The organism is Alteromonas sp. R7 (assembly GCF_055755235.1).
In genome coordinates this window covers 59,559-72,801 of record NZ_JBVTQX010000004.1, presented here as the reverse complement: position 1 = coordinate 72,801, position 13,243 = coordinate 59,559, and the positions used below count along the sequence as shown (strand labels likewise).

The window sequence follows — 13,243 nt, the reverse complement described above, 5'->3', positions numbered from 1 at the left end:
CAAGAAGTGATAAATGTGGGGGTAAGTAAGGTATTTTTAAACCTTGTTCGTGCCGCTTTTACAATGAAACCCGTGGCCGTTTAAACTTGTTTTCACATTTAGTGCCTAACTTACGGCTGTACTGTGAGAATGCGTCAATAATTTATATCTTGGTCGCTAATTATATATACTGCGTACAAGCGTGTTTTCCTGTATAATCCGCGGCCATTTTAAGCTCAGTCATTTTCCAGGTGATATTTTAGATGACAGTAGAAACGTTTAATCCAAACAAAGTAGTAAATAAAACCACCACGCTAGAAACGCCAGTGAAGGTATTAAGTGACAACAAACCTTCGCAACAAAGCAATGGCAGCAGAATTGGTTTTGTTAGCTTAGGTTGCCCTAAGAACTTAGTTGATTCAGAGCGTATTCTTACTCAACTTCGCACCGAAGGTTATGACGTAGTCCCTACCTACAACGATGCCGACTTGGTTATCGTTAACACCTGTGGATTCATTGACGCGGCGGTAGAAGAGTCATTAGACACCATAGGCGAAGCACTTAAAGAAAACGGCAAAGTTATCGTTACCGGGTGTTTAGGTGTTAAAGAAGACGAAATTAGAGAGCTTCATCCAAATGTACTGGCTATCACGGGGCCTCATGCCTACGAAACGGTAGTTGAGCAAGTACACGATCATCTTCCAAAACCCCAGCACAATCCGTTTGAAGATCTGATCCCTGACCATGGTGTAAAATTAACGCCTCGTCATTATGCTTATTTAAAGATTTCAGAAGGCTGTAACCACCGTTGCACGTTCTGTATCATTCCTTCTATGCGTGGCGACCTTGTCAGCCGCCCAGTGGGTAACGTACTCGATGAAGCTAAGCGTTTGAAAGACGCTGGTGTTAAAGAGCTATTGGTTATTTCACAAGACACTAGCGCCTATGGTGTTGATGTTAAGCACAGAACGGGCTTTTGGAACGGCATGCCGGTTAAAGCACACATGCAACAGTTGTGTGAAAAGCTGGGCGAAATGGGCATTTGGGTCCGTTTACATTACGTGTACCCTTACCCGCATGTGGATGATCTAATTCCACTAATGAACGAAGGTAAAATCCTTCCTTACTTGGATATTCCGTTTCAACACGCCAACAAACGTATTCTTAAGTTAATGAAACGCCCAGGTAGTGCTGAGCGCGTGCTAGAGCGCGTTAAAAAGTGGCGCGAAGATTGCCCATCATTAGTCATTCGTTCGACATTCATCGTCGGCTTTCCGGGCGAAACGGAAGAAGAGTTTGAAGAGTTATTGGATTTCCTTCGCGAAGCGCAGCTTGATCGTGTTGGTGCATTCGCCTATTCCCCTGTTGAAGGTGCAAGAGCAAATGACCTCCCTGACCCAGTGCCAGAAGAAGTGAAACAAGCTCGCCTTGCACGGTTTATGGAAGTACAGGGCGAAATAAGCGCAGCGCGACTTCAAGCGAGAATCGGTAACGAATATCAAGTTGTTATCGACAGCGTTGATGCGGAAGGTGCCGTCGGCCGTACCTATGCAGACGCACCGGAAGTTGATGGTCTGGTTCATTTAAACGGTGTTTATGACGTAAAACCTGGCGATCGTGTATGGGCTGAAGTTATTCACGCTAACGAACACGACGTATGGGCAGTATTGTCTGAAGACCAAGACGAAGAAGACGAAGGCGCTGATCCCGCGCTGTAACTTTCGATTAACTGCAGTCTAAACTCGAAAGTCATCTATTCGTTATTTTTGTAACCCTATCGGCTAATTGCCAGTCGATAGGGTTTTATGTATAACAGACCCTATACATAATTAAACAAGTAAAACTATCAATGCCATCTTCTGTGGTACGTGAATAAAATATGGCAATGTTACCCTACTCCAAACTGAAACACTCTTCCCGCCACATCTTGTCATTTGGCATAGTGCTCATTTTGACTTTCGTATTCAACCCTCGTGCACTTGCCAGTACAGAGTGCAAGACTTTACACACCGCGGGAGCACAACAGTGGTTTCCCTACGCATTTAACGAGTTTGAAGGAAGGTTGAAAGCTACGGGGATAGCATTTGACGTTTTAACCCTGCTAGCACGGGATTTAGGTGTCACACTAAAGATAGAAACTGGGCTCCCCTGGAAACGAATAGAATCCAAACTCGACGCGGGCGAGCTTGATATTTTGGCGGGAAACTATTGGAACGAAGCTCGTAGTCGAAAATGGCTTATCACCGCACCGTTTGCAGCAGAAGAGGTTTACGTTGTGCTCTCTCCTTCACTTTCTCAAACGCGAGGTACCGATCTTTCGCTTAGCGCACTTGCGCAATATATTGGTGTGATGCCTCGAGGAATAAGCTTAGGTGAAAAATTCGATAGCATTAAATCAAACTTGAATATTATCGAAGTTAAAGACCACGACAAAATGTATGAAATGATGCGTCGACATCGTGCTGATTACGCAGTTTCACCACAAAGCGCAGCACTAAGCCACTTGAACGACCCAGAAAATGACGGCATGCGAATAAGCCAGTCACCTATATCTTCAAACAATGTACATTTTGCTATCTCCGCCAAATCTAAGTGCGCATCACTATTTCCAGAGTTTAACCAAGCCCTTAGCGCTCGTTTAAAAGACGGGTCTATTAAGCATATCATTGATACGTATGATTTAACGCGCTAAAGCTATGGCGCATTGGAATCATGTAGTTAAGAACACGTGTAGTTAAGGACACGTACAGTTAAAGACAGGTGTAGTTTAAAAGTAAAAGAGCGCTTTTCGTAAGCGCTCTCTTGGTGTTATTGCATTATTGATTGAGTTTGTGGCAAACCAACATTAAACCTACCAAGGCAACTCGTCACCATTTGAATGGATGAAGCGACCTGCGTTAGATACATTTAGCTCATCTATGCGTTGTGACAAACGCTCAGCACAGGTATCGGCGTCAATATCTCCCGCTCCATTGACCATTTCTGTTTGAACGAATCCAGGATGAAAAATACCTACTGCAATTCCCTTGGGTTTCAGATCATTCGCCATGGACACTCCCGCCGCGTTTAGTGCGGCTTTAGACATTCGGTAGCCATAGTAGCCGCCTGACCCATTGTCTGCCATTGAACCCATGCGACTGGTAATCATGGCAATTTTACCGTCATTTGCCATTGCCGGTAATAGTGTTTGAGTAACTAACAATGGACCTAATGCATTAACCCTAAATTGATAATCGATGGTATTTGGATCCCAATCGTCAATACTCTCGCGTCCGAGCACTCCGGCATTATTAATGAGCAAATCGATGTTAACGTCCATTAAAGGTGCAAGCTTTTCAGCCAACATTTCTGGTTGGGATACGTCCACACCTTTGATGATTGTCACACCTGCACTGTTTAGCTCGTCGCAACTGTTTCGACAGGTAGCATAAACTTTCGCACCACGTGCTTTATATTGCTTGGTAAGCGCAAGGCCTATGCCTCTGTTGCCACCGGTAATAACTACGTTCATAACGGTTCCCTTGTTACTATGTGTATGCGTTTAAAAGGTTTCACTCACCTTTTACAAGAACTGGCTGTTTAGATAAGGCTTTTTGCTAATTTACTAAAAAGCATCAGCCCTATTTCAGCACTCATTTCTTATTAACTTATAGTCTTTAAAAGACGTTCTAGATCTTCCGGGGTATCAATTCCAACTGGCGGTGGCGCTATCGCCACCTCACAGTGAATCTTATCGCCATACCATATGGCTCGAAGCTGTTCTAAGGATTCAATTTGCTCCAGAGAGCTAGGCGCATAGGCAACATATTGCTTAACGTATTCAGCACGATAGGCATAAATGCCTATATGGCGTTTGTACAGCGACGTATTTGCAGATTGCGGGTTTGCCATCATGTGATCGCGTTCAAAAGGAATAGGAGAACGTGAAAAATAGATAGACTCACCCTTTTCGTTTACCAACACCTTAACAATATTGGGGTTAAACACATCCTCAACACGTTCAATAGGCGTAGATAACGTAGCCATCTGGCACTGGGGCGCATTGGCAAGATTATCTGCAACCTGCCTGATGTTTTCGGCGGGAATAAATGGCTCATCCCCCTGTACGTTAACCACAATAGTAGAACTCGCAATGCCTTCTTTTTCGATAACCTCGGCAATGCGCTCTGTTCCAGATTGGTGGTTGACAGACGTCATGCATACTTGAGCAAAACCTAGCACGACGTTTTGAATACGTTCATCGTCCGTGGCAACAATGACGTTATCCGCTCCAGCTTCTTTAGCACGTTCAACCACATGTTGAATCATCGGCTTTCCATCAATAAGCGCTAAGGGTTTGCCAGGAAACCGACTTGAGCCGTATCGAGCAGGGATCACAACTGTAAATGACATAACTTTATTTCGCCCTTATTTACCACTTAGTTTAACGTTTTATTACCGTGTCGCGTCAACATCGTCTAACGACAATGCTGTTGCTTTACTTTCGATAAGTACAGGGATGCCATCTTTAATATCGAAAGCCAATCTATCAAATCGACACACTAACTGGGTGCTATCATCACTCAGAACTAATTTTCCCTTACACACTGGGCAAGCCAAAACTTCTAAAAGCTTTTTATCAAAGGCCATTGTTATTATTCCTGTCCGTCTTGGTTGATCTTCAAACCTGCCTTGGCAAGTTTCACATTTACTAAATTAAAAAAGTCTGGCGCTAAATGCGCGGTAACAGGTAAAAACCAGCAGTCGTTATGAGCAAAAGGTGCAGCTTTAACGGCGTCTTTTTCTGTCATTAATACTCTGCCATTCGGTATGTCTGACCGTGTGATCGCATGGTGATCCGCCAGCGGTGTAGCTGAAGAAAGCTGGATACCCATTTCTTTAAGCTGAGAGAAAAAACGCTGAGGTGAACCTATTCCAGCAATTGCGTTGCACGGCACTTTTTGTATCTCTTCAAGGGGACTGGTTCTTACTCTGTTTGAAACAGAGGTGAAGTCCCCAGCTACTAAGGTCATTAGATATTGAGGCGCTACAGCATGGCTAAATGTCGGCATTGAACGGCTATTATGTACTAGCGCATCAACGGTACCAAGGCGCCATTGTCCTTCGCGAAGGGGCCCCATTGGCAGCAAATAACCACTGCCTACTTTTCTATCGTCCATCACCACAATTTCAACGTCGCGATGAAGTGCGTAATGTTGAAGGCCGTCATCACAAATAATTAAATCGCAGTGTAATTTGTCACTTAAGTACGCGGCTCCACGTGCGCGGACTGGATCGATAACAACGTCGCACTGGCTTCTAATGGTCAGTAAACGAGGTTCGTCTCCCACCTCAGACGCATCATCTTCGCCTTTCACTAATCGCGGGTATTCTGGTGATTTAGCGCCATAGCCCCGACTTAAAATGCCGACCTTAATGCCCTGCTTCTGGTAATAATCGGCTAAAGCTAATACGACTGGCGTTTTGCCGTTGCCGCCCACTGATATGTTGCCAACGACAATCACGGGAGCGTTAGACTTAAAGGCCTTTTTGAATCCAATTTTAAAAAGTAACCGGCGAATTGCCGAAATAAAGTAGAACAGCAGCGCAAATGGTGAGAGCAGCCACACTAAAGGATGGCCGAAATACCATTTATCGTGCTTGGTTTTACTTTGTGATTGACTCACTTAGTCTCACCAAATTGTAACGCGTGCAGTTGCGCGTAGTGACCACCTTTTTCAAGCAATTCGTTGTGTTTACCTTTTTCAATAATGCGCCCCTGCTCCACTACCATAATGCAATCTGCGTTTTCGATGGTAGACAAGCGGTGCGCCACAACAATGCTGGTGCATCGTTTTTGCAGCGTTTCTAATGCGTCTTGGATCAAACGCTCAGACTCTGTATCAAGGGCAGATGTCGCTTCATCCAGAATAAGTATGGGCGCTTCGGCAAGTATTGCCCTTGCAATGGCAATACGCTGACGCTGGCCGCCCGAAAGCATCAAGCCGTTTTCACCAATTACCGTATCTAGTCCTTCAGGTAAGTTCGATAAGAACTCTTCAACATGCGCCATTTTTGCCGCATTCTCGATGTCTTTGCGAGATACATTTTGGCGCGCACCATAAGCAATATTGTTAGCTATGGTATCGTTAAATAGCGTAACGTTTTGCGATACCACGGCGAACTGCGCCCGCAGATCTTTAAGATCAATATCGTTGAGCGCCGTGTCATCCAAGCGAATTTCACCTTCTTGCGGTACATAAAAGCGTGTAAGCAGCGACGAGATGGTCGATTTACCACTTCCCGAGCGCCCTACCAAAGCAATCGACTGCCCAGGGTTTGCGATAAAGCTCACATTAGATAACGCGGGCGTCTGTTTTCCTGGATAAGAAAATGTAACGTCGTCAAATTCAATTTTTCCTGTTGCGCGCTCTACTTTGGTTTTTCCTTTATCTTCTTCGTCTGCTTCATCAAGAATTTCAAAAATACTGGCGCAGGCTGCCATACCTTTTTGAAATTGGTTATTAATGGTAGTGAGCTGTTTAAGAGGTTTAAGCAGCATCACCATACAAAAGACCACATTAATAAATACGCCTGCAGTAAGCTTTTCAAGCATACCAGGCGTGCTGGCAATAAACAGAACGACTGCAAGGGCAATTGACGCTATTACCTGTATTGAAGACACACTCAAAATAGAAGTGACATTCAACTTCATTGACTGTTGACGGTTGTGATTGTTTTTCTGCTCGAAACGCTTTTGCTCTATTTCTTGACCGCCAAACATGATCACAACTTTGTGACCTTTCACCGCTTGCTCTACCGACGATGTTAGGTTGCCCATTGATTGTTGAATGTTTTTACTTACAACGCGAAAACGCTTACTAACGATAGAAACAATCACTGCCACAATCGGGCCAATTAAAAGAAATATGAGAGAAAGCTGCCATGAGTAATAGAACATGACACACAGCAAACCGATGACCAGTGCGCCTTCCCTCACCAATGTTAGCAGCGCCTTACCAGATGCATTAGCCACTTGCTCTGTATCGTAGGTGACTTTACTGATAAGCCCGCCAACCGCATGATTATCGTGAAATGCCACTGGAAGATGAATGTATTTTTCAAACAACTGCTGGCGCATGCGCATTACCACCTGAGCACCAATCCAGCTTAGCGTGTAACTACCTAAAAAGTTGAAAACACCCCGTAACAAAAAGAGCGGCACAATCGCATATGCGGCTAGACGTAGATAGTCATGGTCGTTTTTCCCCAGTGATTCGTCAATCATTGGCTGAAGCTGGGAAAATACGAAGGTATCTACAGCGGAATAACCAATCATACCAATGATGGCAAAAACGAAAGGCACTTTATACGCTTTAAGATACTGTAAAAAGCGCTTAATTTGATAATCCGAGTTGTCGGCTTGTTGCATGTAGTTTTTTTAACCTGTTTGAAACGTTAACAAAAACGCGTTGGAAGTATTGTACTCGTTCTCGCTCTAATTCACTAATATAGCGGCAAAATTGGTTAGTCTGCCAACTAAGTGAATAATGTGTGGCCACTTCATACCTATTTAAAGGTATTCGTGTACATCTTCGTTTCGTTACAAGCTAATATTTCTGTCATTTGGCGATATTACTTAGTCTTTGAGGTGTCGCGGTGTAATGCCTGGTAAATACCAGCGTTTGTTCAACGTTCCACGTTGGGAATCTATATGGAAAGAATTCTTATCGAAGGTTGCGCTTATATATCCGTGATAGCTTGTTAAATATTGCGTTACGCCCAAACGCTCGTAACGTTTAGCCACAACATACGCAGGAAACTGCCATCGATTCTCGTAACCTTGCGTAAAGATCACAGCTTTTGGTGCAACGTGTTCTATAAAAACATTAGTAGAAGACGTTTTGCTTCCGTGATGCGGCGCAATAAGAATGTCGGCAGTTAGATTTGTAGAACTCGCTAAAGTATCCACTGAAGCCCCCTCTGAAAAACCATCCATGCTTTCACGGGTTATCAACGCGTACTCACTTGTTTTCTCAATGTCACCAGGAATTAACACGCTACCAGCGTCGCTTGTTATTTTAACCACACACGACATGGCATTGTTGTCTTCTTTGTTGCCATTTGGCGGCCATAGAAAATTGATTGTTAAATTCTGCCAGCGTATACGCTTTCCTCGCTCACAACCTAATGTTGGTGTATAGAAAGTGGCTTTTTTAGCTAAGGCGTGTTGTTCAATGGCTAATGCGCCTCCTGCATGATCGTTGTCACTATGCGTATGAACTACAACATCTATATTTGAAATATGCCTACTTTCCAAAAAAGGTAACAGGTGTTTCGTTGCAGTATGAGCATTGCCATTAAACTGAGCGCCAGAATCAATAATCATAGCCCGACCTCCCGCAGTCACTGCAATAGCACTGGCCTGGCCCGCATCAAATACATGCAGCGCCCATGCCGATTCATTGGTAGGTAACCACTTTTGAAAAATGCTTAGCGATGGGAGCAAGAGAAGCGCTACGCAGATAGCTTTGTACCGCCATGTTGGCAAAAGAAAAATAAAAAAAGCGACAATTAGACAAAGTGCCGCACCACTACTTACGTAAAAATTGATAGCGCTCCCAGAAAACTGACTAAGAACGTTCAAAAGCGATAACAAATACCCTAAACACGCATCACTGTAATGCATAAGCATGCCCGTAATTTGTTGTGAGAAACTAAACTCAACAAAGTGAATGACCAGCAACGAAATTAAACAAATAGGTAAAAGTAACGTTATTACGGGCAAGGCGATTAAGTTAGTAACAACTGCAATAAAACTGGCGTTACCAAACCATATTAGGGTTAGCGGCATCATTATTACGGTAAGCGCTACTTGTAGTTTAAACAAAGACACATACCAAGGTACTCGCTGTAGCCCCCAAACAACAACTAAAAACCAAATGCACAGTACAGCCCCTATGCTCAAGTAAAAGCTAGCGCTTAATATAGAGAGAGGAAACAGCAACAAACTCGAAGTAAGCATTGTGAGCGCAACATTTACTGGCCGCCATGCATGTCGAGAGAGAGACAGCACGCACCCCATAGTTACCAGTATCAGCGCACGCACAACTGGCAATGCGCTTCCACTAAGCAACGCGTAACAAAAACAAGCAGCGATAAGCACACAAAGCACAGAGGCTCTAATGGGCGCGCTGGTTTGAAACATCTTACTTATTTGCTGTTCTCTGTTCTTTCGACCTGTTGCCGGATAGTTGATGGAGGCTGAACGTACTAACCAATATTTCGCTCTGCCTAATAGGCCTGTAACATGCGTGAGTAAAAATATAACGGGGTTAAAAAACAATAAGCAGACCCCAGCGATAAGTGATAGATGCATGCCTGATATACTAAACATGTGCCCAGTGCCGGTGCGTTGTAACAGCGTCCAATCACCCAACGTGAAGCCCGTTTTATCCCCTAGCAGCAATGCGCGCCACCATTTTTCATGAACAAGGTCTAGCTTCTGCAATGTTGTAGCAAGTTCATAACGCACTGAGTGATTATGCTTTGTTTTATCGTGCTCTATCGACTTGATATAGCCAATTGCATGAATAAATTGGCTAACCAACTGCTGTTGTCGGCTAGCTCCAACAGGATTAGCTGTACCGTATGCAGGTTTAAGTTTTACAATTGCGGTGAAGGTATCGCCGTTGTGCAAACAATTTAATTTCACCTGGGACGGAGAAACCGATTGAGGCCGCACGCCTTTAGTTCCCTGTTGAGCATATGCAATTTTCTTATTGTCTAAGCCTTTGCTTTTTCGATCATTTGGGAATTCATAACGTTGGTGAGTAAGACGAGCTTTGAAATTAAACGTGCTAGTTAAAACACGCTTAGGCAAGGGGGAAAGTATACCGTTGTCTAGAAATGTCGCTGTGCTTTCACGGTTGACAGACTCAATAGCGACAACATACTGATAAGCCGCATCCGGCACGCTAGCAGTGCCGAAGATACATCCCCCCGACACAACTCGACCTGAAATTGTGACATCTTGTTGAATTTTCCCTTGGGGCAGTTGCCAAGCGTAGTAAAAATGCCCTACACTCGCCACCCAAAGTACTCCAGACAGCAGTCCGCTCACTGCCCAACATAGCAGCACCTCTGGAAATGCATGATGTTCAGCGGGTTTTGTCGTCGAAATGAATATAATGATAGTCACAGATATTATTAAAATGGCAATCATCAATGCCATGCTGTGAGTACTTGGAAGTATTTGCCAGAAAACTGCACTTATTGCGCTAGCGCAAAAACAGCTTAAGCAAATTGTGATACGATTGACCATGTTTTCACGTAGCAATTGACAGTGAGTGAATGTGGGTGGTGCAAATTCATGTTGCGCAATTCCGTTTACTGTTATTTTTTCTGTCTTTTTTGATTTTATTTTCGAGATGCATTGATATTTATGCCTAAGAAATTTATCCGACGTTTTTTGCCAGATCACCAAAGCATTAAGCAAAACAAAGCTTTAAAAATTTTTGGTAGCGTATTGCACGAGCCCAATCTTTGGCACTTAAACCGTCGTTCTGCATCTGGTGCATTTGGCATAGGTTTATTTTTCGCGTTTTGGCCGGTACCCTTTCAAATGTGGCTTTCTGCCGGTTTAGCTATTCCATTTCGCGCAAACCTGCCCTTATCTGTTGCAACTGTTTGGGTGACTAACCCTTTTACTATTCCGCCTATATTTTATGGGGCATACAAGGTTGGTACTACTGTACTTGGGACCAAGCCTGAGCATTTTGAATTTCAGTTTAGTTGGCAGTGGGTTGTAGAAAGCATTAATACCATTGGCCCTGCATTTTTAGTCGGGTGTGGAATTTGCTCGGTTGTGTTTGGACTAGCGGGTTATTTCTCTTTGAACTGGGTTTGGCGCTTTCAAGTGAAAAAAGCCTGGAAAAGACGCAGACAAATGCGGAATCAAGAAGCCCACTAGCGTGAGAGCCCTACACTTGAGTGTTTGTAGAAATATTTACCTTTTCTCAAGCCCCTTACAACGTTCAGTACAAAATACGCCGTAAAAGACAGAGCAAGAATTACAAAAAACGCCACTTCATAGAAGTGGCGTTTTTTATTGGTAACGATCAATATGAGTTCGGCGTTAATCTATTCAAGAAAACCATTACGCCGAGCGCTCTTATTGAATTTAAGCCAGACAGGCTACTTTTCATGCTCTGATAAAAAAGCGATAAGCGCAGCTTCGTCCCATACCTCCACATCTAGCTCTTGTGCTTTAGTTAATTTGGAACCCGCTTTTTCTCCTGCAACTAGGAAGTCGGTATTCTTACTTACAGAACCTGCCACTTTAGCACCAAGTAACTGCAGACGGGCTTTCGCATCAGACCGCCCCATTTCACTAAGCGTACCGGTAATAACGCAGGTTTTACCTTCAAGAGGCAAATTATCCGAATCTGGCTTTTCGATAGCTGGCCAGTTAATTCCTTCTTTTAACAGCGCATCAATAACATCGGTATTATGTGATTCGTTAAAGAAGTTGAAAATGTGGGTAGCCACCACTTCACCTACGTCTTGGACTTCAACCAAGGCTTCAAGTGACGCTTCGCGAATCGCCTCCAAAGTTTCGAAGTGCGCAGCCAAGTTTGCCGCAGTAGCCTCGCCAACCTCACGGATCCCCAACGCATAAAGAAACTTGGCAAGCGTGGTTTGCTTTGAAGCTTCAAGCGATGCCAGTAGCTTACTGGCAGACTTTTCAGCCATGCGCTCTAGCCCAACAACATCGCCTAACGAAAGCGTGAAAAAGTCGGCGGGACTGTGCACAAGATCAGCGTCAACTAACTGATCGACTAACTTGTCGCCCAGACCATCAATATCGAATGCTTTACGCGAAGCAAAATGCTTAAGCGCCTGCTTGCGTTGTGCTGCACAAATTAATCCACCGGTGCAACGGGCAACCGCTTCGTCTTCTAGTTTCTCAACCTGCGAGTCACACACTGGGCATTGGCTTGGGAAGGTAATGTCAGTTTCGCTACCTGTGCGATTAGCTTCTACCACAGATACCACTTGAGGAATTACGTCACCCGCACGTCGAATTACCACGGTGTCGCCAACTTTAACGCCTAATCTCGAAATTTCGTCTTGGTTGTGAAGTGTAGCATTCGACACAGTTACTCCACCCACAAATACAGGCTCCAAACGGGCAACCGGCGTGATTGCACCAGTCCTTCCTACTTGAAACTCAACGTCCAGTAACTTAGTCACTTCTTCTTGTGCAGGAAACTTCTGCGCAATCGCCCAGCGAGGCGCTCGAGCCACAAAGCCAAGGGCATTTTGCAGGTCAATACGGTTAACCTTAAACACAACGCCGTCAATGTCATACGGCAAACTATCGCGCTTTTCCAAAATGTGGTTGTAGTACGCCAAGCAGCCTTTACCGCCCTCGGCGGTGTCGATATCAGGGCACAGCGGCAGCCCCCAATTACCTAATTGCTTAAGGCGCTCGCTGTGTGTTGTGGGTAATTCAAAACTTTCAGGTTGCACTACGCCTAGCGAATAAGCATAAAACATCAGCGGGCGCTTGGCCGTAATTTTAGAGTCTAACTGTCGTAAACTACCGGCCGCAGCATTACGAGGGTTGGCAAAAACCTTACCCCCCGTTTCTTTTTGGTGTTCGTTGAGTTTTGCAAAGCCCTCACGAGGCATAAACACTTCACCGCGCACTTCTACGCGCTCAGGATAATGCTCACCACGAAGCGTTAACGGCACATTAGAAATGGTACGCACGTTAGCCGTGATATTCTCGCCTACCTGGCCGTCACCACGGGTGGCAGCACGCACTAATTCGCCATTTTCATACAGAATACTTACCGCTAAACCATCTAGCTTGGGTTCGCAGCTAAAATCTAACGTTGCCGAATCTTTTAGTCTGTCTTTTAAACGTTTTTCGAAGGCAAGCAGTGATTCTTCATCAAAGGCGTTATCCAGCGACAGCATAGGAACATCATGGGTAACTTGTTCAAAGGCCGATAACGCTGCGCCCCCTACTTTTTGACTGGGAGAATTCGGGCTTTGAAGCGTAGGATATTGTTTTTCTAGCGCAATAAGCGCCTGCATATCTCTATCATATACTGCATCAGGAACCGAAGGGTCATCCATCACATAGTACTGATAGTTGTACTCATTAAGTGTGTTGCGAAGTGTTGCTATTTGTTGCTTTGCTTGTTCTAAAGAATCTGACATGGAGTTGTTGTCACGCCGTTTAAATAGTTAAAAGTATTACAATTCGTTGCCA

General features: G+C 44.4%; 10 protein-coding genes. 3 read left to right on the top strand and 7 right to left on the bottom strand.

Annotated elements, in window-relative coordinates; genetic code table 11:
- The first annotated feature begins 242 nt into the window (after positions 1-242).
- Complete coding sequence (gene rimO / locus AC0J2X_RS08030) at positions 243-1,697, top strand: 30S ribosomal protein S12 methylthiotransferase RimO (RefSeq protein ID WP_014976531.1); 1,455 nt, start codon at positions 243-245, stop codon at positions 1,695-1,697.
- 161 nt (positions 1,698-1,858) lie between these two features.
- Complete coding sequence (locus AC0J2X_RS08025) at positions 1,859-2,671, top strand: substrate-binding periplasmic protein (RefSeq protein WP_014976530.1); 813 nt, start codon at positions 1,859-1,861, stop codon at positions 2,669-2,671.
- A 159-nt stretch (positions 2,672-2,830) separates the two neighbouring features.
- On the opposite strand, the gene AC0J2X_RS08020 is transcribed toward AC0J2X_RS08025, so the two are convergent.
- The 6 genes from AC0J2X_RS08020 to AC0J2X_RS07995 form a co-directional block, all read right to left on the bottom strand.
- On the bottom strand, positions 2,831-3,490 hold the full coding sequence (locus tag AC0J2X_RS08020; RefSeq protein ID WP_014976529.1) for an SDR family oxidoreductase: 660 nt from the start codon (positions 3,488-3,490) through the stop codon (positions 2,831-2,833).
- 131 nt (positions 3,491-3,621) lie between these two features.
- On the bottom strand, positions 3,622-4,371 hold the full coding sequence (gene kdsB / locus AC0J2X_RS08015; protein ID WP_014976528.1) for a 3-deoxy-manno-octulosonate cytidylyltransferase: 750 nt from the start codon (positions 4,369-4,371) through the stop codon (positions 3,622-3,624).
- A gap of 42 nt (positions 4,372-4,413) precedes the next feature.
- A complete protein-coding gene (locus tag AC0J2X_RS08010) occupies positions 4,414-4,608 on the bottom strand; it encodes a Trm112 family protein (RefSeq protein WP_014949430.1) in 195 nt (64 codons plus the stop codon).
- Positions 4,609-4,613: 5 nt separating this feature from the next.
- A complete protein-coding gene (gene lpxK / locus AC0J2X_RS08005; protein WP_014976527.1) occupies positions 4,614-5,645 on the bottom strand; it encodes a tetraacyldisaccharide 4'-kinase in 1,032 nt (343 codons plus the stop codon).
- Entirely contained in the window at positions 5,642-7,390 is a 1,749-nt protein-coding gene (msbA, locus tag AC0J2X_RS08000) for a lipid A export permease/ATP-binding protein MsbA (RefSeq protein WP_014976526.1), read from the bottom strand. Before msbA ends, lpxK begins: the two co-directional genes overlap by 4 nt.
- Positions 7,391-7,597: 207 nt before the next feature.
- A complete protein-coding gene (locus AC0J2X_RS07995) occupies positions 7,598-10,192 on the bottom strand; it encodes a DNA internalization-related competence protein ComEC/Rec2 (protein ID WP_278344445.1) in 2,595 nt (864 codons plus the stop codon).
- A gap of 210 nt (positions 10,193-10,402) precedes the next feature.
- Between AC0J2X_RS07995 and AC0J2X_RS07990 the strand changes: the two genes are divergently transcribed.
- Positions 10,403-10,930 carry a DUF2062 domain-containing protein gene (locus AC0J2X_RS07990; RefSeq protein WP_278344444.1) on the top strand — a complete coding sequence of 176 codons (528 nt, stop codon included), beginning with the start codon at positions 10,403-10,405 and terminating at the stop codon, positions 10,928-10,930.
- Positions 10,931-11,154: 224 nt separating this feature from the next.
- Here the strand turns inward: AC0J2X_RS07990 and ligA are convergent, their stop codons facing one another.
- Positions 11,155-13,191, bottom strand: coding sequence for an NAD-dependent DNA ligase LigA (ligA, locus tag AC0J2X_RS07985; protein WP_061094954.1), 2,037 nt, complete (start codon positions 13,189-13,191; stop codon positions 11,155-11,157).
- Positions 13,192-13,243 lie beyond the last annotated feature (52 nt).